This window comes from Rhizobium sp. NFR03 (assembly GCF_900111275.1).
In the GTDB taxonomy this organism is placed as follows: Bacteria; Pseudomonadota; Alphaproteobacteria; order Rhizobiales; family Rhizobiaceae; genus Ferranicluibacter.
Window position 1 is genome coordinate 1,015,009 of the sequence record NZ_FOGR01000001.1, and the last position, 20,332, is coordinate 1,035,340.

The window sequence follows — 20,332 nt, forward strand, 5'->3', positions numbered from 1 at the left end:
CCCTATCTCGCAGGATCGGAGTGATATTTGCTCCGATCCCTTGTCATTGGAAATCCGTTTTTCTGTCTTTTGTCACATAAGACTGCGATAAAGGCGGCAACCATACAGGATAACCCATGACATCCATGTCCCTTGAAACAACTGCTGCGGCGCTGGCCCGGCAGCTGGAATGTCTCACTCTTGGCGAGAGACTGGCGCTGGTCGCGTCTCTCGAAGGCCGTGCTGTGTTCACCACCAGCCTCGGCATCGAGGATCAGGTCATCACCGCGGCCATCGGCACGGCGAAGCTCGATATCGAGGTGTCTACGCTCGAAACCGGCCGCCTGTTCAATGAGACGGTCGCGCTGATCGACACGACCGAGGAGACCTATGGCATCCTCATCAAGCGCTTCCATCCCGAGCAGGCCGATATCGATGCCTACGCCGCAAGTTATGGCCTGAACGGTTTCTACGAAAGCATCGAGGCGCGCCACGCCTGCTGCGGCGTCCGCAAGGTAAAGCCGCTCGCGCGCGCGCTCGACGGCGCAAACTACTGGATCACGGGCCTGCGCCGCGGCCAGTCGGGCAATCGCGCCGATACGCCCTTTGCCGAAGCCGATCTCGAGCGCGGCCTGATCAAGATCAATCCGCTGGCGGATTGGGATATCGACACGATCCGCGCCTATGTCGTCGCCGAAGCGATCCCGGTCAATCCGCTGCACGCGCGGGGCTACCCGTCGATCGGCTGCGAACCCTGCACGCGCGCCATCAAGCCCGGCGAGCCGGAGCGCGCCGGCCGCTGGTGGTGGGAGAACGACGAAACCCGCGAATGCGGCCTGCACGTTGCGGAAGCCGCGTCACAGCCGATACCGAACACGAAGGCCCTGGCAGGCAGCGCCGCCTGAAGCGCGCTACCGCCTGACCCGCCCGAACGAGACTGGAGACGACCCGATGTCCCTTACGCTTCCGGAAACGGAACTTCACAATCCGCAAAGCGCCCGCCCGCCGCTCGATCCGCATCTCAAGGCGCTCGAGAACGAAGCCATCCACATCTTCCGCGAAGTGGCCGGCGAGTTCGAAAAGCCCGTGATGCTCTATTCCGTCGGCAAGGACAGCTCCGTGCTGCTGCACCTTGCGCGAAAGGCGTTCTATCCCGGCCGCGTGCCGTTTCCGCTGCTGCATGTGAACACCGGTTGGAAGTTCGCGGAGATGATTGCGTTTCGCGACGAGATCGTCCAGCGCTACGACCTCGACCTGATCGAGCACATCAACCCGCGCGGTGCGGCAGAGAACGTGACGCCGTTCACGCACGGCTCGGCGCTTTATACGGACATCATGAAGACCGAGGGTCTGCGCCAGGCGCTGGACGCCGGCGGCTTCGATGCAGCATTCGGCGGCGCCCGTCGCGACGAGGAAGCCAGCCGCGCCAAGGAGCGGATCTACTCGTTCCGCACGCCCGACCACCGCTGGGACCCGCGCAACCAGCGCCCGGAACTCTGGAACGTCTATAACGGCATGATCCGCAAGGGCGAGAGCGTGCGCGCCTTCCCGCTCTCCAACTGGACGGAAGTCGATATCTGGCGCTACATCCAGGCCGAAGAGATCCCGATCGTGCCCCTCTACTTCGCGGCGGAACGGCCCGTGGTCGAGCGCGACGGCATGATGATTCTTGCCGAAGATCCGCGGCTGGAACTCCTGCCCGGCGAAGCGAAGCGTCAGGAACTGATCCGTTTCCGCACGCTCGGCTGTTTCCCGCTGACCGGCGCGATCCGGTCCAGCGCCACAACGCTCGATGACATCATCACAGAACTCGAGACCGCGACCGTCTCCGAACGTCAGGGCCGCGCCATCGATCGGGATCAGTCCGGTTCGATGGAGAAGAAAAAACGCGAAGGATACTTCTGATGACCGTTTCCGCTTCTACAGGTACCCAGGCCACCCTCCAGAACGCCTCCCGCACGGGTGACGCCTTGGGCGAAACCAAGGTCTCTGGTGGCAACGTCACGGCCTTCACCGGGTCGGAAGCGCGCGCGTCGCGCGACACCCGACCCCTGCGCCTCATCACCTGCGGCAGCGTGGATGACGGCAAGTCGACGCTGATCGGCCGTCTGCTCTGGGACACCAAGGCCGTCAAGGAAGACCAGGCGGCAACGCTCGCCCGGGACTCCAGCGGCAAGCAGAACGATCTCGGTCTGCCGGACTTCGCTTTGCTTCTCGACGGTCTTCAGGCCGAGCGCGAACAGGGCATCACCATCGACGTTGCCTATCGCTACTTTGCGACCGAGAACCGCTCCTTCATCGTGGCCGATACCCCCGGCCACGAGCAGTACACCCGCAACATGGCGACCGGCGCCTCCACGGCCGATCTCGCCATCCTTCTGGTCGATGCCCGCGTCGGCCTGCTTGAGCAGACGCGCCGCCATGCGACCATCGCCACGCTGATGGGCATCCGCCAGTTCGTGCTGGCCGTCAACAAGATCGACCTTACCGGTTACGATCGCGCCCGCTTCGACGCCATCAGCCATGATTTCCGCGAACTGGCGCTTTCGCTCGGCGTGCGTCAGGTCACGGCCATTCCGGTTTCCGCGCTGAAGGGCGAGAACGTGGTCTATGATGGCCGCGCCTCCATGCCCTGGTATGATGGCCCTACACTGGTCGAGGTTCTGGAACAGGCCACGGTCCGCTCCGGCCAGACGACCGGCTTCCGCCTGCCTGTGCAGCGCGTCTCGCGTCCGGGCGAAAGCTTCCGCGGCTATCAGGGCACTGTTGCCGGTGGCTCGGTGAAGCCCGGCGACAGCGTCGTCATCCTGCCCTCGGGCATGGTTGCCAACGTCACCAAGATCGTCACCTTCGACCTCGTACGCAACGCGGCCGTTGCTGGCGACGCGATCACGCTCGTGCTCGACCGTCAGGTGGACGTGTCGCGCGGCGACATGATCGTCGCCATCGACAGCCAGCCCCAGACCGGCGTCGCCTTCGACGCGCAGATCGTCGCCCTGCAGCCGGACGGCATCCAGCCGAACAAGCGCTACTGGCTGAAAAGCGGCTCGCGCCGCCAGCGCGTGAGCGTCGAGCCAGTGAGCCAGCTGGACCTGAAGAGCGGTAAATGGGGGCCCTCCGAAGCGCTCTCCATGAATGCGATCGGCAAGGTCCATCTGGCCTTCGATGAACAGGCGATGTTCGACGCCTATGAGCAGAACCGCACGACCGGTGCCTTCATCCTGATCGACCCCGACACCAACAATACGGTTGCCGGCGGCATGATCACGGGCAAGCGCTCTTCGCTGGGTGGCATCCACACGGAGGAAACCCGCGTCCTCCTGTCCCTGCCCGCCGACCTCGCAGACCTAATCCTCGCAAGCGATCTCGTTGCCGGCCATCGTGACGAGCTGGAAGTCCGCCGCATCACGGCTGCCCGCGCACAGGACCTGCTGGATTCGCTCGACGGCTGAGGCGAAGAAAGCCAAGAGGTAAGCCTTGACCTTCCAAGCGTTGGAAGCCCTATCATGGGGACGTATCTGAAAGGAGACGTCCCCATGATTGCGTTTGATATACCCGATATGACCTGCGCCCATTGCAAGAGCTCGGTGGAGAAGGCCATCCGCAGCGTCGATGCCGAAGCGAAAGTAAGCATCGATCTCACCGCGAAAACAGCGGATGTCGAGACGGTCGCGAGCGTCGAAGAGATCGCCGGCGCCATCACGGCGGCTGGCTACACGCCTGCTTTCCGCACACCCGCCTGATTCTTCGCCCATGATCGGTAAGTGCCGGGCAGCGAAAAACAACCGGTATCGATCATCGCAAGATGTCCATCCTGCCTCTTGACCTTCCCATGATGGGAAGGACTACCTATATCGGAAGATGACAGAAGGGACAGTCCCTATGACGGCCCATACCCCGCTTCAACCACCTCTGACCGCCTCGAAAAAAACGACGCTCGCCATCGACGGCATGAGCTGCGCATCCTGCGTGGCCCGTGTCGAGAAGGCGCTTGCCGCCATCCCTGGCGTGGTTGGCGCCAGCGTCAATCTCGCAACCGAGCGGGCAACCGTGACCCACGATGCCAGCCTCGATCCGAAGGCGATGTTCGCGGCGGTCGAGAGCGCCGGCTATACGCCGAGGCTGACCACACACGCGATGTCCATCGATGGCATGAGCTGCGCGTCCTGCGTCGGGCGGGTGGAGAAAGCGCTGGCAGCGGTGCCCGGCGTGCGGGAGGCCAGCGTCAATCGGGCCACGGAAATGGCGACTGTCCGGCTGGTCGAGGGAACGGATATCGCCGCGATCGAAGCCGCAGTGGTGAAAGCCGGCTATGCCGTGCGCACGCAGACGCCGGATCAGATATCGACCGATGTCGGGGAGACAGGCGACCGTCCGTCACGCGAGGCGAGCCGGCTTGCCCGTGCCTTCATCACGGCCGCCGTGCTGACAACGCCGCTCTTCCTGCTCGAAATGGGCTCGCATGTCGTGCCCGCCATCCACGACTGGGTGATGACGACGCTCGGGCTGGACCTGAGCCGCCGCCTTCAGTTCGTGCTGGCGACGCTGGTCCTCTTCGGCCCCGGCCTCACCTTCTTCCGCAAGGGCGTGCCGAACCTGCTGCGGCTGGCACCCGACATGAACGCTCTCGTCGTGCTCGGCACGACGGCCGCGTGGTCGTACTCGCTCATTGCCACCTTCCTGCCATCGGCGCTGCCGCCGGGCACAGACAACGTCTATTTCGAAGCAGCCGCCGTCATCGTGACGCTCATCCTGCTCGGCCGGATGCTGGAAGCGCGCGCAAAGGGGCGCACGGGCCAGGCGATCCGACGCCTGATGGGCCTTCAGGCGAGAACAGCACGGGTGATCCGGACGGAAGGCGTGGTGGAGATTCCCATAAACGCTGTGAAGCCCGGCGATCGCGTGCTGATCCGCCCCGGCGAAAAGATCCCCGTCGATGGCGAGGTCACAGAGGGCCGCTCGCTGGTCGATCAGTCGATGATGACGGGCGAGCCTCTGCCGGTGGCGGTCTCCGAGGGCGCATCCGTCATCGGCGGAACGATCAACGGCACGGGCACCTTCACCTTCGTCGTGACGAAGACCGGAGCGGATACGCTGCTGTCCCAGATCATCCGCATGGTCGAGACGGCGCAGGGTGCGAAGTTGCCCATCCAGGCGATGGTGGACCGCATCACCGCCCGCTTCGTGCCTGCCGTCCTCGCCGCCGCCCTTCTGACCTTCACGGCATGGCTCATCCTCGGGCCGACGCCGGCGCTCGCCCATGCGACGATCAACGCCGTCGCCGTTCTCATCATTGCCTGCCCTTGCGCCATGGGGCTGGCGACCCCGACTTCCATCATGGTCGGCACCGGGCGCGCAGCCGAACTCGGCATCCTCTTCCGCAAGGGTGACGCACTACAGGGCCTGCGCGACGTCGATGTCATCGCGTTCGACAAGACAGGAACGCTGACACAAGGTAAGCCGGAACTGACCGATTTCGTGCTGATGCAGGACTTCGAACGGGCCGATGTGCTGCGCCGCATCGCAAGCCTCGAAGCGCGGTCCGAACATCCGATTGCCGCCACCATCGTCTCCGCCGCCGAATGTGAAGGCCTCGTGCCTGCGGATGTCGCCGATTTCGCCGCCCTGCCCGGCTCCGGTGTGAGAGGCGTTATTGACGGCGAGGTCGTGCTGGTCGGTTCCGACCGTGCCATGCGCGACGGCGGCATCGACGTCTCCGCGCTTGCCACGCAGGCGGCCGAGCTTGGCGATGCCGGCAAATCTCCGCTCTATGCCGCGATCGGCGGGAGGCTCGCAGCCATGATCGCCGTGTCCGATCCGGTCAAGGACAGCAGCGCGTCCGCCATCGCCGCGTTGAAAGCGCAAGGCCTGAAGGTCGTGATGATCACCGGCGACAACAGCCGCACCGCAAATGCTGTCGCCCGCTCGCTCGGCATCGACGAGGTGGTCGCAGACGTGCTGCCCGGCGGCAAGGTCGATGCGGTAAAGGCGTTACGGCGGAACGCCCGTGTCGCCTTCGTCGGCGATGGCATCAACGATGCGCCCGCTTTATCGGAAGCCGATATCGGCATCGCCCTGGGCACCGGAACCGACATCGCCATGGAAAGCGCCGATGTGGTGCTGATGTCGGGCGATCTTGCCGGGGTGCCGCGCGCCATCGCGATCAGCAAGGCGACGATCCGCAACATCCGCCAGAACCTGTTCTGGGCCTTCGCCTACAATGTCGGTCTCGTGCCCGTCGCCGCAGGCATCCTTTATCCTGTGAACGGCATGCTGCTGTCCCCGATCCTCGCCGCCGGCGCCATGAGCCTTTCGAGCGTCTTCGTTCTGGGAAATGCCCTGCGCCTGCGCCGCTTCTCGCCCGCAATCCAACCGGAAAGGACGTCTTCATGAATATCGGCGAAGCCTCCAAAGCCTCCGGCGTCTCCACAAAGATGATCCGGTACTACGAGCAGATCGGTCTGATCGCCCCGGCGCACCGCAGCGAGGCGCAGTACCGGACGTATGAAGATGCCGACATCCATACGCTGCGCTTTATCCGCCGCGCCCGCGACCTCGGCTTTTCCGTCGAACAGATGAAAACCCTGCTGGCGCTCTGGCAGGATCGCGCCCGGGCGAGCGGCGACGTGAAGGCCATCGCGCTGGAGCACATCGCCGAACTCGACCGCAAGGCCGCCGCCATCGCCGCGATGACGGCGACGTTGCGCCATCTCGCCAGCAACTGTCACGGCGACGACCGCCCGAACTGCCCGATCCTCGACGATTTCGCCGAAGCCCCACTGGCATCAGACATGCCGGAGGTTTCCGCCCGCTTTGGACGGGCGAACATCGGCTAGCCGTTTCAGATCTTGAGCATTGTCGTGCCGTCTCCACACGATAGGATGGCGGGCATCTGAACGGGAGGACATGCATGTTTCTGACGGAGAAGGATCTGGTCGATCTCGTGGCCTTCCGTCACGACCTGCACCGCCACCCGGAGGTCTCGGGCGAGGAACGGGAAACGGCCACGCGGGTAGAGGCGCAGCTGGCCGCGCTAGACCCCGATCGCATCGTCACCGGCCTCGGCGGACACGGCGTGACGGCAGTGTTTGCTGGCGCGGCACCCGGGCCGACTCTGCTGTTCCGCTGCGAACTCGACGCTCTGCCGATCCCCGAGATCTCCGATACCGCGTACCGCTCCGAAGTCCCCGGCAAGGGCCACCTCTGCGGGCATGACGGGCATATGGCGATCATTGCAGCGCTCGGTCGCGGCCTTGCCCGTCGTCGCCCGGCGCGCGGCCGGGTGGTGCTGATGTTCCAGCCCGCCGAAGAAACCGGCGCGGGCGCCGCTGCCGTCATCGCCGATCCCGCATTCGCCGACATTCGACCGGATCTGTCCTTCTCGCTGCACAACCTGCCGGGCTTGCCGCTCGGCCATGTCGCGCTCGCTTCCGGCCCGGTCAACTGTGCCTCGCGCGGCCTGCGCATCCTTCTCGACGGCAAGACGGCGCACGCCTCCATGCCCGAGACCGGCCTCTCCCCCATGCTGGCCGTCTCCCGCCTGATGCCCCAGTTGACGGACCTCGGCCGGGGGACCTTCCCGTCAGCGGACTTCGCCATGGTGACGCTGACCCATGCCGTGCTTGGCGAACCGGCGTTCGGCATTGCGCCCGGGCGGGCAGAAGTCTGGGCGACGCTGCGGACCCTGACCGATGCCGGCATGGCCGATCTCTGCGCCCGTGCCGAAGCCCTGATCTTGCAGACGGCGGCGCAGGAGCGCCTGGCCCTCTCCTATCGATACGAGGATATCTTCCACCACTGTGAAAACGCACCCGAAGCAGTCGCGCATCTGCGGCGGGCGCTGAGCGACGAGGGCATCGGCCATGACGAGACGGGCCTGCCCATGCGGGCTTCGGAGGATTTCGGCCGGTTCGCCGCCTGCGGTCCATCGGCCATGCTGTTCCTCGGCAGCGGCGAGGCGCATCCGGCGCTGCACAATCCCGATTATGATTTCCCGGATGTGCTGATCGAGCGCGGCGCGCGCATCTTCCTCCGCCTCATCGACAATATATTAGAATTATCGTATTTATGAAGGCGAAACCGCCACGGCCCTTGTCTGGCCACGATGGCATCCCATTTGTTGTGCACTGCACCATGCGCCACCCTGCCTTTTCCGGGTCCGGCCCAGAGCCTGGAGACGGCCCATGCGAAAACTATCCGATACGATCGAGCGTCTGGCACGCTTGAAGGCGCGACCTGAAGGTCTGCGCCCCTCCGAGTCCGCGTTGCGCCCCCTCGACATCGTCGGCAGCAATCCCGGCGCGCTCACCGGCTGGTACAGGATACCCGAAACGACGAAAGGTCCGTTGCCGCTGGTCGTCGTCCTGCATGGCTGCACGCAGAACGCAGCCGGCTACGATCGTGGTTCAGGCTGGTCGGCACTGGCGGAGGATTACGGCTTTGCCGTGCTCCTGCCGGAGCAGAGCCGGGGCAATAACGGCAATCTCTGCTTCAACTGGTTTGCAAAACCCGATGTGACGCGCGGATCCGGCGAGGTGCTCTCGATCCGCGAGATGATCGCCACGATGATATCCGATCACGGCGTCGATCCGCGCCGCATCTATATCACCGGGCTTTCGGCCGGCGGTGCCATGGCGAATTCGCTGCTTGCCACCTATCCCGAAATCTTTGCCGGTGGCGCGATCATCGCCGGTCTGCCGCACGGCGTTGCCGGCAGCGTGCCCGAAGCCTTCGACCGCATGCGCGGCCATGGCCTGCCGAACGCGGACAGGCTGCAGGACCTGCTTGCCACAGCATCCCCCCACAAGGGTCCTTGGCCGACGGTCTCGATCTGGCAGGGTACAGCCGACAGCACGGTTGCCGACACGAATGCTGGCGCGCTCATCGACCAGTGGCGCGGCGCGCTGGGCGTCGTTGCACGTCCGGAACGGGTCGAAACCCTGGATGGGCAGGAGCGGCATATCTGGGTCGACAGGTCGGGACGCGAGGTGCTGGACCTTGTCCTCGTTCGCGGCATGGGCCATGGCACGCCGCTCGACAGCCAGAGCGGTTATGGAGAAGCGGCCCCCTACATGCTGGACGTCGGCATCTCCTCGACGGTCCACATCGCCCGCAATTGGGGCATCATCCCCTCTTTCGAGAAAAAGACGCGCGCCGCAAGGGCTGGAACAGGAATAGCCGGACACGACACCTCTTCGCAAACCCCTGCCTCCTCCTCGGGCAAACCCGAAAGCGTAAAGGATGTCATCGAGAACGCGCTCCGTGCCGCCGGCCTCATGAAGTAAGCCCCTGCCGCTTCAGGAAGCTCCGTGTAAATCTCCCCTCACACACGACAGCGCTTCGCACGTGCTACATCATTTTATCCTGAGATCGATTTCGATTTAAGGAACGATGCCGTATGCGCCCTCTGGACCGATGTGTCCGGCTGAGGCAAAGTCCGAGCTTACACAAGACGCCACCGGCCGTGAGCCGTCGATGGGACTGCCGGTCTCTGTGCCCTGGTGAAGGTCGATGAGGGGATGACGCGAGACCGATGAACTTCTTCGAAAGCCTTCTCGTCCTGCTTCTTGTCGCTATCGCCCTCTTGCAGGTATCGCGACGGCTGGCGGTGCCCTATCCGTCCATGCTGGCCATGGCCGGTGTTGCAGCGGCGCTTGTGCCCGGCGTTCCCTATATCGCGCTGGAGCCGGAAACGGCGCTCGCGCTGTTTATCGCGCCGGCCCTCATGGATGCTGCTTTCGACTTTCCGGTGAACACCGCGCGGCGGTACTGGGTGGCATTGATCGTCTTTGCCGTCGGCGGTGTCGTGGCAACCGCTGCGGCGGTCGCCTTCATCGGCTGGTCCTATGCAGGTCTGCCGATCGCTGCCGCGCTGGTGCTGGGCGCCATTGTCGCGCCGCCGGATGCAGCAGCGGCAACCGCCGTTCTCTCCGGCATGTCCATTCCCCGCAGCACGGACGCGGTCCTGCGCGGCGAGAGCCTGTTCAACGACGCGGCTGCCCTGCTGATCTTCGGCGCGGCGCTTTCCGTGCAGACATCTGGCGGGCTCGGACCGACGGTCGCCCTTCATTTCGCCATCGCCGCGCCGGGTGGCATCCTGTTGGGCATGGCCACGGCCTGGGTTTCCTCGCGTGTCACCGGTTATGTCGCGGGAACACTTGGCGGCAACCTCCTGCAATTCGTACAGACATTTCTGCTCTGGATCGTCGCCGAACATCTCGGCCTGTCGGCGGTGCTGGCCATCGTCGCCTTCGCCATGACGATCGCGGCCAGCAACACCAGCCGATCCTCTGCCCGCATGCGCGTCCAGTCCTATGCCGTCTGGAGCGCCGTCGTCTTCGTGCTCAACGTCATGGCCTTTCTGCTCATGGGCATGCAGGTGCGCGATATCATCGGGAACATGACGACCGAGAGACTGATCCACGCGTCCGGCTTCATCGCCGCCGTCGTCATGACCGTCATCGTGGTTCGTTTCGTCATCTGCATCGGCTTCAACCGCGTCCGCAATGCTCTCCTGACCGGCGAGGAACAGACGAATGTGCGCCAATCGGTTCTTGCGGCATGGTGCGGCATGCGCGGCCTCGTTACGCTGGCAACGGCCTTCGCGCTACCCGCCGAATTCCCGCAAAGGGATCTCGTGCTGCTGGCCGCCTTCGCCGTCGTCCTCGCGACCCTCGTCCTTCAGGGGCTGACACTTGCGCCGCTCATCCGGCTGCTCGGCCTCGACCAGCGCGAACAGGGCGCCCGCGACATGACCGGTTTCCGCCTGGAAATCGCATCGGCCGGGCTCGACAGAATCGGCAACCGGACAGGAGCGGAAGCCGAACTCGTGCGCAACAAATTCGCCATCGAAAAGGCGGCACTCGCCGATACCGAGGGTGCCGACCCGTTGCAGACCTACCGCGCGCTGGCGCTGGAAGCGATCGACGCCCAGCGCAAGGCGCTGGAGCGGCTGCGAACCGGAAACCGGCTGAATGTCGACGAGTACAACATGCTCCTCGAAGAGATCGACTGGCGCGAACTCGCCGTTCTCCCCGATGACCAGCGGCGCATAGAAGAAACGTGACCGTCCTGCCGCCGATCAGCCGGTCGGAAAGAACCTGTTATCGGGCCGTGGCAGGCCGAGATGGTCGCGTAGCGTCGTGCCATCATATTCCTTGCGGAACCGGCCGCGCCGCTGGAGTTCCGGAACGAGCCGATGTGCCACGTCGTCGAGCCCTTGCGGCAGGTAGGGAAAGACCACGTTGAACCCATCCGATCCTTCCGTGTCGATCCATGTTTCCATCTCGTCGGCAACGCTTTCCGGTGTTCCGACAAAAGCAAGGCCGGAATAGCCGCCGTAGCGCTGCGCCAGCTGACGCACGGTCAGCGTCTCTGTCTCGGCAAGCCGCAACACCTGCTGGCGGCCCGTCTTGCTGGCGTTCGTGTCGGGAAGATCGCGCGGCAGCGGGGCATCGAGATCGAAGCTTGAGGCATCGAGGCCGAGCGCGATGGAGAGGGAGGCGATGCCGCTTTCGAAATGCACCAGACTGTCGAGCAGGGCCCGCTTGGCCCTCGCTTCCTCGATCGTGTCGCCGATGACGATGAAGGCGGCCGGCAGTATCTTCAGATGGTTCCGCGAACGGCCGAGCGATTCGAGCCGCCCCTTGACGTCGGCGAAAAGCTCCTGACCGCCAGCGAGATCGCGCGGCGCGGCGAAGATCACCTCCGCCGTTTCCGCGGCAAGCTGGCGACCAGGCTCGGATTGTCCCGCCTGCACGATAACAGGCCAGCCCTGTGGCGGACGGGCGATGTTGAGCGGCCCGCGCACGTTAAGGCTCGGCCCGTGATGGTCGAGCACATGCATGCGTTCGGGATCGAAGAACAGTCCGCTCTCCTGATCGCGAAGGAAGGCGTCATCCGCAAAACTGTCCCAGAGACCGGTGACCACATCGAAGAATTCGCGCGCCCGGCGATAGCGTTCGCCATGCTCCACATGCTCGTCGAGGCCGAAATTGAGCGCGGCATCGGGGTTCGACGTGGTGACGATGTTCCAGCCGGCCCGGCCATCGCTGATGTGATCCAGCGAGGCGAAGCGCCGGGCGATATGATAGGGCGCATCGAATGTGGTCGAGGCCGTGGCAACGAGGCCGATCCGCTCTGTGACGGCAGCCAGCGCCGAAAGCAGCGTGAAGGGCTCGAACGACGTCACCGTATGGCTGCGTTTCAACGCCTCCACCGGCATGTTGAGCACGGCCAGATGATCGGCCATGAAGAAGGCGTCGAACTTCGCCGCCTCCAGCGTCTGGGCGAAGTGCTTCAGATGCCTGAAGCTGAAATTCGCATCTGGTGCGGACCCGGGATAACGCCAGGCGCCGGTGTGCAGGCTGACAGGCCGCATGAAGGCGCCGAGATGCATCTGCTTGGACATGGGCACTTCCCCTGGGTTTGACCTGATCACGGGCCTTGAAGCGGAAACGGCGTTTTGGTCAGCGATGATCCAGGCGATCGACCAGACGATCGCCGAACCACTGGATAGCGCAGACGAGAACGATAAGCACGACCACCACCGCCACCATAACCGTCGTCTCGAAGCGCTGATAGCCGTAGCGGATGGCGAGATCGCCGAGCCCCCCGGCACCGATGGCGCCAGCCATGGCCGAAGCGCCGATCAGCGTGACGAGCGTCACGGTAAAGCCCGCGACGATGCCCGGCAGCGCTTCGGGTAGCAGCACCTCGCGCACGATCGTCCAGCGATTGCCGCCCATGGAGCGCACCGCCTCGATCAGCCCGCGATCCACCTCGCGCAGCGACACCTCCGCGATGCGCGCGTAATAGGGCGTGGCCGCGATGGAGAGAGGCACGATCGCCGCCCATGTGCCGATGGAACTACCGACGATGAAGCGCGTGACGGGGATCAGCGCCACGAGGAGAATGATGAACGGCACCGAGCGGAAACCGTTGACGACGGCGCCCAGCACGCGGTTCACCCAGAGGTTCTCCGAGATACCACCCTTGCCGGTCATCACGAGCGCAAGACCGAGCGGCAGGCCGGCGACCAGCGAGATGATGCCGGAGGCGAGCGTCATCAATACGGTCTCCCAGAGAGACCGCATCAGAAGATCAAACATGATCGGCGACATGACCCGTGGTCTCCACATGGGCGCCGTGGCGCGTCAGGAAAGCGATTGCCTGCGACAGCGACGCGCCGGAGGCAAGTGTGATGAAGAAGCGGCCGACCGACTGCCCCTGAATATGATCGATGCCGCCATGCACCAGCCGAACCGGCGCACCGAGTTCGATGGACAGAGCGGGGAGCAGCGTTGCAGCTTCCGGGCCGACCAGATCGACGCTGAGAACCGTCTCGCCTCTCGCCGCAAGCTCTGCGCCGATGGCGGGTGGCAGACTGGGGCGGATGGCGCCGAGCAGGCTCTTCGTGGTCTCGGCTTTCGGATCGGAGAACACGGACCAGACAGGCCCATCCTCAACGATCTTGCCGGCATCGATGACTGCCACACGGTCTGCAACGCCGCGCACGACCTCCATCTCATGCGTGATGAGAAGGATGGTCAGGCCGAGGCGCTTGTTGATATCCTTCAGGAGCGCGAGGATCGACGCCGTCGTTTCCGGATCGAGCGCGGAGGTCGCTTCGTCGGAGAGCAACAACGCCGGGCGCGCGGCCAGCGCCCGGGCGATGCCGACGCGCTGCTTCTGGCCGCCGGAAAGAGCCGAAGGATAGGCATCGGCCTTCGCCGAGAGGCCAACGAGATCGAGCAGATCCGCCGCGCGTCTGCGCCGCTCCGCCCGGGGCATGCCCTCGATTTTCAACGGCAACATGACGTTTTCGGCGACGGTTTTCGCCGACAGCAGATTGAAGTGCTGGAAGATCATGCCGATGCGGCGGCGCAAGGGCTGGAGTTCGGCTTCCGACAGTCCCGTAATGTCGCGGCTTTCGATCTCGATCGTCCCGCGATCGGGACGCTCCAGTCCGTTCAGGCAGCGGATCAGCGTCGACTTGCCCGCTCCGCTGCGACCGATGATGCCGAGGACCTCGCCCTTGCGGACCGAAAGCGAAATGCCGTCAAGCGCCGCCGTCTCGCCAAAATGACGAAAGACGCCATCGAGCCGCACGACCGGCACATCCGCCACACCTGACGTCTCCGAGCGCTCGGCGTCAGCCACGGCGCTCGTGGCGATTGCGTTGGCAGTCATTGTCATTCTCACGTCCTTCCCCGCCGCAACGGCGAACGGCTCGCGGCAGCCGGGGCCGCGAGCCGTTTCCTGTCTTTTATGCCGATGGGCTCAGTATGCGCTGATGCCCGTGCCCTTGTATACACGGTCGAATTCAGCCTTGACCGTCTCGTTCTGGTAGGACGAGACAAGCGTCTTTACCCAGGGCGCATCCTTCTGGTCTTCCTTCACCGCAATGAAGTTGCGGTACGGGTTGCCGTCCACCGGCTCCTGCGCGATCCGGTTTTCCGGGGTCAGGCCGCTCTTGAGCGCCCAGTCCGTATTGACGACGGCAGCGTCGAGATCGTCGATGGAGCGGCCGACAATGCCGGCATCCAGCTCCTTGATCTCGAGATTCTTCGGGTTCTCCTCGATGTCGGTGATCGTCGCGAGAATGCCCGTACCCTCCTTCAGCTTGATCAGGCCCTCGTTCTGGAGCACCCGCAACGCGCGACCTTCGTTCGACGGGTCGTTCGGCACGCCGACGACGGCACCCTCTGCAAGATCCGAAATCTTGGACGCCTTGCGCGAATAGACGCCGATCGGCCAGACACCGGTGTAGCCCGCGGGCGTGATCTTGTAGCCGTGCTGCTTGATCTGGTTTTCGAGATAGGGAAGATGCTGGAAGGCGTTGGCGTCGATCTCGCCGCGCTCCAGAGCTTCGTTCGGCTGGGTATAGTCGTTGAAGACGACGGTCTCGACGGACAGGCCCTTCTTGCCGGCTTCGGCCACGACGACGCGCCAGACATCCTCGTCCTCGCCGCTCATGATGCCGACCTTCACGGAGGTCTTGTCTTGCGCCAGAACCGGTGTCGGCCCGGCAGAAACGAAGGCAGCGACTGCCGCGGATGCGGCAAGCGCCAGACCGGCGCGCCGGGTGAAGGTGGTCTTTTCGATAAGGGCAGCCAGGGTTTTCTTCATGACGGGTCTGCTTTCGGTCTTGGGAGGAGGACGCTTTAGTGATTGCCCTGAAAAATTGCAAATGCTGCCTTATGAAGCAACGAAGGATGGCCTGCCGATCGGCACCGCGAGAGAAATTTGGACCAAAGTCTCGGGGCCTCACGCAATCTCATTCTGGACGCTCGGTAAGCCGATGTTTTTATAGCGCACTCACGGCGCTGCGATATCGAAGCGGCTCGTCATCGTAACGGAGGTGAAATCATCGACCAGCACGGTCGCACGCACGGTCCACACGCCTGCGACCGGCAGCACGAAGCCATCGGCCTGTAACGCTCCGCCTTCGCTGCGGCGTGCCTCGCGCGTGAAAGGGCCGATGCCGTTGGCGGGATTGTCGAGTTCCACCGTGATCGACAGCGGATCGACCGGCTGACCATTGAACATCAGGTCCCGAAGGGAAACGCGAACCGGGCCTGTGTGCGCCGGTGTGATCGAGAGTGTCGCCATCAGGCCCTGTTGCTCGACCTGCCGCTCCTGAACGGACGGAGCTGAAAAGGCGAGCGCCCGAGGTGGCGGTGTGAAGCGCCAGAGGCCGAGGACTGCGAGCACCAGCGTGCCGAGCACGACTTCCACGAGGATACTGCGCCGGAGACTGCGCAAGGCACGAGGCGACCCTCCTGCCGCAGGGCGGGTCCAGAGGAACCGGTTGGCAGCAGCCAGAAGGACCAGAAGCGCGACGATCGCGAGCTTGGCGAGTAGCACCCGCCCATAAGCGGTCGCCAACAGGTTCGACAGCGTCTGGACCTGCACGATGCAGAGCAGCAGTCCGGACGTGATGAGCACAGCAAGAACGAACGGGATGAGCCGCGAGAACAGAAGAAGCGCCGCGCTGGCGGGATCACGGGTGGCAGACGGCTGCTTCGATGCGCGAAGCGCCTCCCAAAGCGGCAGGAGACCGCCAATCCATGCCATGGCGGCGAGCATATGGAGCGTGATCGCGGGGACCGTGGCGAAACGGGGCGGCGCGGTTGCCGCATGCCCCGCCATCCCCGTCGCAAACCCTGCCAGGACGAAGGCGAACCCGGCAAGCCACAAACGAAGGCGAAGGTGGCGGACCCGGAGCGACACCAGTGCCAGGACCATTGCTGCGGCGCCGACCAGGGCCGCCCGACCATAGGCGGTGCCCGTGAGGCCAGCAGACCAGACCTCGGCCGAGACCCAACCGGTAGCCGCCTCTCCGAGCGCATCGAAGCCCTGAAACGCGATCCAGACCGGCGTCGCGGCAATGCCGATCCAGAGAGAGAGTGCAACGAACGGGAAACCAACCGAGCCAGTCTGTTCGTGCGGATAACGCTGGCGAAAAAGCAGTGCTGCCCATCCTGCACCACCCACACCGATAACGAGGCCGGTCATGGCGAGCAGCCGGGATGCCCAGAGGCCGGCCGATGTGACCGGATCAGCGACCGAAACGCCGTTCGGCGCGCGCGCACTGGCTTTGCCGACCGAGAACAACAGTCCGCCACCAATCGGATGTCCGTCTGCCGAGGTGACGCGCCACGACAGGCTGTGCGTGCCGGGAACAAGCCCCGAGGGAAGCTTCATGACGAGCCGCGTCGCGTCCGAGCCGGACGCGGAACCAGCCGTAGGCAGCATCTCCACCCGCCCTGTCGGGTCGCTCAAGCGGAAAACGAGGGGATCGACAGGCTCGGAAAACGTCAGCACGATTTCCTCTGGCGCCACCGCGAGAACCGCACCATCCGCCGGGTCGGACGCGACGAGTTGTGCATGCGCAAAGGCGGCCCCGGCGCTCGCCAGCAGGATGAGCAGCAAGGCCAGAAGCGAGACGAGGCTGGACGCGAGCGCTCTGCAACGGATCGGCAAAGCCTTGGTGGAGACCATTCCGCTTATGTCTCCCGTAGTCGGGCGCAGCCGTAACACGCGGTTTCCCCACGGCAACAAAGGCGAACGCCGACTGCGTCGGCACATCCGGCCGGTTCCACCATCCGGCACCGGCAGATCAGGGCTTCACCTCGAAGGCCGGGGCCGGCTTATCGGGTTCGCCGGCGGCGGGACTTGCGGGAATTTCGATCCAGCGCTCCACTGCATCGCCGCACTGCTGCACGATCGGCACATAGATCCGCCCCTTCGCATCCGCGGCAACCTTTGCCTTGAAAGCGAACTCCGCATGGTTGGCAGAAGCGATGCTGCCGCCTGTCCAGGCAATCTGCGCCGGCTTCGCGCCTACGCCGGCCCCACCGGTGGCAGGCGTCACCGCCGCCGTCCAGCCGGCCTTTTCCTGCGGCTCGATGTCGGAGAGTATGCCAGGCACCGCGACCCGTAATCCTGTCGTCGCCGCACCGGCGCAACCATGGGGGATCTTCAGGACGAAGGTCGAAACCTGCCCGGCCTTCACGCCCTTCGGCGCGATGGTGACATGCGCCGCGGCTGGCACCGCGATCAACGTCAGGCAGGCTGCAATGCCCATGGCGCTCGCACGCCCCATAGAGGATCGGGCAGCTGCGCTGCGGGAGAATTGCAAAATATCGCTCATCATCTGCCTCTTTCTGCGTCTGCGCATCGTAGAAATGTGCCATGCCGACGCGGGCGATATCGACAGGAACGCGATATCGACGAGGCGCAGATCTAGCGCGTGAGCCGGCACCGGGGAAGACGAGCAAGGAGAGATTGCCTGCGACTATCCGGCGCGGCGCGTCTCCTATCCATGCTATCGATAGGCAGCGGAACGCCGGACGAAAACCGGTGGCTCTTCCGCCGTCGAGCATGGAGCAGAGCCAGCAGCGGCCGAGCAAGCTTCCACATCCGCCCTGAACGCATCGAACAGCGCATAACCTTGCGCCCAACGACCATAGCCGCTGGCGATGTTGATATGACCGGCGGCGCCGATGGTATGAAGCGACGCCTCGAGATCGTCCCGCAACCGGTCCAGCTCGCCCGGCGCCATGTAGGGATCGTTGAGGCTGCCGATGATGAGGCTCGGAAAGGGCAAGGGTTTCGCGGGAACCGCATCGAAAGACAGACGTCCCGGATGCAGCGCCTCGGTTCGCTGGAGATCGCAGGGCGCGACGAGAAAGGCGCCCTTGACATGCCGGGCCGACGGGCGCTGGCCGAGATGCGCCGTCAGAAGACAGCCGAGGCTATGGGCGATGATGTAGGTCTCTCCGCCCGCCTCGACCGCCGCATCCAGTGCTGCAAGCCAGGTCCCGAGATCCGGATGCTCCCAATCCGCCTGCCGGAGCATGCGCGTCTGTGGCCTGTCCTCGTGCCAGATCCTCTGCCAGTGGCCCTCGCCGGACCCGAAAAGTCCGGGAACGATCAATGTCTGGACCGCACCGGCGGTCGACGCCGGCGTCAGGGTCGAGATCGGACCCGCGCTCTCGACCCTCTTCATCCGGGGTACCGCCCGAAACAGGCGTCCTCCCGTGAACAAGGCCCTAGTACCATGGCCCGCCAGCCATGCCCCAGTAGAACATCTCCTCGGAGCGACGCGGCGACCGTCGATCGTCGCTGTCTCCGTCCTGCCAGTTCCGCCCGAACGTTTCGCGGTCGCTAAACGATGCTCGATCATGGGCGGCATTGCCCTCGATACCGGGGACGCCGCCGCTGCGAAAAGCCTCGATGCTCGATTTCAGGATGGCCATCATCACTTCTACCTCGCTGGGTTGGTGTCGAACACAGCTTACGGGTCACGGTCCGCTGCACCTGCCATCAAACCCGTTAGTCTACTATTTTGGTAGAAAGGAATTGGCGTTGCGCGCGCGTCTGGGAAACTCTTTTTCCCCCGGACGCGCAAAACCCGGAACGAGAGGCTTATCTCTGGCTCGGCCAGCGATGCGAGGCACCGACATGCGTATCGGGCAGGCGGTCACCTCGGCCAAACAATCGGTTTCGCAAGGAGCCCTTGCCATACGCCGTCTTGTAAAGTCCGCGCTCCTGCAGGACCGGCACAACATGGTCGATCACATCTTCGTAGCTTTCCGGCACCACTGTGCGGGTGATGTTGAAGCCGTCGATCTCCCCCTCCTCGACCCACGCGCCGAGAGCCGTGGCGACATCCGCGCCTGTGCCCACCAGCACCGGATAGCGCCCGCCAAGGGCTGCCTCCTCCAGAATGCGCCGCCGCGTCCACCCGGCAGCCCGGGCAATTTCGACCGCCGACTGGCTGGCATTCGAAGCGCCATAGGTGATTGGCGCATCGAGATCGTATTGTGAAAAATCGATGCCGGTGCTGGCCGAGAAATGCGCAAGCCCTGCTTCCGGATTGGCATGTGCGAGATAGTCCGCATGCTTCTCGCGGGCCACGGCGTCCGTCTCGCCGGTGACGATGGTGATCCCGACGAAGATGCGCAGCGCATCCTTGCCCCGCCCGGCATCCACAGCCTCCTGCCGCAACTGCCGCGCTGTCTTCCGGGCGGCAGCCGGTGTGGTGGCGGTGATGAAGATGCACTCCCCGTGGCGGGCGGCAAAGGCACGACCGCGGCCGGAGGTTCCCGCCTGGTAGAGAAGCGGCGTGCGCTGCCGCGATGGCTCGGCGAGATGGATGCCGTGCGACCGGTAGTAGGGCCCGTCATGGGCGATGGGCCGAACACGGGAGGGATCGGCATAGACCCGCGCCGCCTTGTCGCGCCGCACCGCGTCATCTGCCCAACTGCCTTCCCACAGCTTGTAGAGCACGTCCATATAGTCGTCGGCGCGGTCGTAGCGGCTGTCATGCTCGGCGAGACCCGCGTCCCCCAGCGCCCGCGCCGCGCTGTCGAGATAGCCGGTGACGATGTTCCAGCCGATCCGCCCCTCGGTCAGATGATCGAGCGTCGAAAAGCGGCGGGCAAACAGGTACGGCGCCTCCGCGCTCTGATTGGCGGTCACGCCGAAACCGAGGTTCTGCGTCACCGCCGCCATGGCCGAGATCAGCATCGCGGGGTCGTTGACCGGCAGCTGGATCGCCTCCCTGAGGCTCAGGTCCGCCGAGCCGCCATAGACATCGTAGACCCCGATGATATCGGCGAGAAACAATCCATCGAACAGGCCGCGCTCCAGCGTACGGGCTAGCGACGTCCAGTAGGGCAGCGTCGTGTAGAGATCCGACTGGTCACGCGGATGGGTCCAGAGCCCGTGGTTGATGTGGCCGACGCAATTCATGCCGAACGCGTTGAAGAGAATCTGCTTCCTGTCGGTCGTCATCGTGCGCCTCCGGTTACGGCACGCGTTTTCACCCGGCGGAACGGCAAGA

19 protein-coding genes are annotated in these 20,332 nt (G+C 64.5%); 10 read left to right on the top strand and 9 right to left on the bottom strand.

Annotation, left to right across the window (positions count from 1 at the left end; translation table 11 throughout):
* Positions 1–116: 116 nt before the first annotated feature.
* From BSG19_RS04790 to BSG19_RS04830, 9 genes are all read left to right on the top strand, one after another.
* Positions 117–884 carry a phosphoadenylyl-sulfate reductase gene (locus tag BSG19_RS04790; RefSeq protein WP_092985271.1) on the top strand — a complete coding sequence of 256 codons (768 nt, stop codon included), beginning with the start codon at positions 117–119 and terminating at the stop codon, positions 882–884.
* A gap of 46 nt (positions 885–930) precedes the next feature.
* Positions 931–1,884 (top strand): sulfate adenylyltransferase subunit CysD, encoded by a 954-nt coding sequence (gene cysD / locus BSG19_RS04795; RefSeq protein WP_092985273.1) that lies wholly within the window; start codon positions 931–933, stop codon positions 1,882–1,884.
* Positions 1,884–3,431 carry a sulfate adenylyltransferase subunit CysN gene (gene cysN / locus BSG19_RS04800; protein ID WP_092985275.1) on the top strand — a complete coding sequence of 516 codons (1,548 nt, stop codon included), beginning with the start codon at positions 1,884–1,886 and terminating at the stop codon, positions 3,429–3,431. Before cysD ends, cysN begins: the two co-directional genes overlap by 1 nt.
* Positions 3,432–3,515: 84 nt before the next feature.
* Entirely contained in the window at positions 3,516–3,722 is a 207-nt protein-coding gene (locus BSG19_RS04805; protein WP_092985277.1) for a heavy-metal-associated domain-containing protein, read from the top strand.
* A gap of 139 nt (positions 3,723–3,861) precedes the next feature.
* The gene (locus BSG19_RS04810) at positions 3,862–6,372 is read left to right on the top strand and encodes a heavy metal translocating P-type ATPase (protein WP_092985279.1); all 2,511 of its coding nucleotides are present in this window, start codon (positions 3,862–3,864) and stop codon (positions 6,370–6,372) included.
* Positions 6,369–6,815 carry a Cu(I)-responsive transcriptional regulator gene (cueR, locus tag BSG19_RS04815; RefSeq protein WP_092985281.1) on the top strand — a complete coding sequence of 149 codons (447 nt, stop codon included), beginning with the start codon at positions 6,369–6,371 and terminating at the stop codon, positions 6,813–6,815. Before BSG19_RS04810 ends, cueR begins: the two co-directional genes overlap by 4 nt.
* 74 nt (positions 6,816–6,889) lie before the next feature.
* On the top strand, positions 6,890–8,050 hold the full coding sequence (locus BSG19_RS04820) for an amidohydrolase (RefSeq protein WP_092985283.1): 1,161 nt from the start codon (positions 6,890–6,892) through the stop codon (positions 8,048–8,050).
* Positions 8,051–8,162: 112 nt separating this feature from the next.
* Positions 8,163–9,263: an extracellular catalytic domain type 1 short-chain-length polyhydroxyalkanoate depolymerase gene (locus tag BSG19_RS04825; protein ID WP_092985285.1), complete on the top strand. Its 1,101-nt coding sequence runs from the start codon at positions 8,163–8,165 to the stop codon at positions 9,261–9,263.
* 248 nt (positions 9,264–9,511) lie between these two features.
* Positions 9,512–11,044, top strand: coding sequence for a cation:proton antiporter (locus BSG19_RS04830; protein WP_092985287.1), 1,533 nt, complete (start codon positions 9,512–9,514; stop codon positions 11,042–11,044).
* Positions 11,045–11,059: 15 nt separating this feature from the next.
* Here the strand turns inward: BSG19_RS04830 and BSG19_RS04835 are convergent, their stop codons facing one another.
* From BSG19_RS04835 to BSG19_RS04850, 4 genes are all read right to left on the bottom strand, one after another.
* Entirely contained in the window at positions 11,060–12,388 is a 1,329-nt protein-coding gene (locus tag BSG19_RS04835; RefSeq protein ID WP_170865859.1) for an LLM class flavin-dependent oxidoreductase, read from the bottom strand.
* A 58-nt stretch (positions 12,389–12,446) separates the two neighbouring features.
* Positions 12,447–13,100: a methionine ABC transporter permease gene (locus BSG19_RS04840; RefSeq protein ID WP_092985291.1), complete on the bottom strand. Its 654-nt coding sequence runs from the start codon at positions 13,098–13,100 to the stop codon at positions 12,447–12,449.
* Positions 13,081–14,169: a methionine ABC transporter ATP-binding protein gene (locus BSG19_RS04845; RefSeq protein ID WP_092985293.1), complete on the bottom strand. Its 1,089-nt coding sequence runs from the start codon at positions 14,167–14,169 to the stop codon at positions 13,081–13,083. The genes BSG19_RS04840 and BSG19_RS04845 overlap by 20 nt, the downstream gene beginning before the upstream one ends.
* 90 nt (positions 14,170–14,259) lie before the next feature.
* Complete coding sequence (locus BSG19_RS04850) at positions 14,260–15,108, bottom strand: MetQ/NlpA family lipoprotein (protein ID WP_092985295.1); 849 nt, start codon at positions 15,106–15,108, stop codon at positions 14,260–14,262.
* On the opposite strand from BSG19_RS04850, the gene BSG19_RS25665 reads away from it, so the two are divergent.
* Positions 15,107–15,292 carry a hypothetical protein gene (locus BSG19_RS25665; RefSeq protein WP_139274729.1) on the top strand — a complete coding sequence of 62 codons (186 nt, stop codon included), beginning with the start codon at positions 15,107–15,109 and terminating at the stop codon, positions 15,290–15,292. The two genes, BSG19_RS04850 and BSG19_RS25665, sit on opposite strands and share 2 nt — an antisense overlap.
* A gap of 5 nt (positions 15,293–15,297) precedes the next feature.
* Here BSG19_RS25665 and BSG19_RS04855 read toward each other — a convergent pair whose 3' ends face one another.
* The 5 genes from BSG19_RS04855 to BSG19_RS04875 form a co-directional block, all read right to left on the bottom strand.
* Entirely contained in the window at positions 15,298–16,983 is a 1,686-nt protein-coding gene (locus BSG19_RS04855; RefSeq protein WP_170865860.1) for a copper resistance CopC/CopD family protein, read from the bottom strand.
* Between the two features lie 118 nt (positions 16,984–17,101).
* Entirely contained in the window at positions 17,102–17,638 is a 537-nt protein-coding gene (locus BSG19_RS04860) for a YcnI family protein (protein WP_170865861.1), read from the bottom strand.
* A 171-nt stretch (positions 17,639–17,809) separates the two neighbouring features.
* Complete coding sequence (locus BSG19_RS04865) at positions 17,810–18,493, bottom strand: RBBP9/YdeN family alpha/beta hydrolase (RefSeq protein WP_092985301.1); 684 nt, start codon at positions 18,491–18,493, stop codon at positions 17,810–17,812.
* Between the two features lie 43 nt (positions 18,494–18,536).
* Positions 18,537–18,746: a hypothetical protein gene (locus BSG19_RS04870; protein ID WP_092985303.1), complete on the bottom strand. Its 210-nt coding sequence runs from the start codon at positions 18,744–18,746 to the stop codon at positions 18,537–18,539.
* Between the two features lie 166 nt (positions 18,747–18,912).
* On the bottom strand, positions 18,913–20,283 hold the full coding sequence (locus BSG19_RS04875) for an LLM class flavin-dependent oxidoreductase (RefSeq protein WP_092985305.1): 1,371 nt from the start codon (positions 20,281–20,283) through the stop codon (positions 18,913–18,915).
* Between the last annotated feature and the right edge of the window lie 49 nt (positions 20,284–20,332).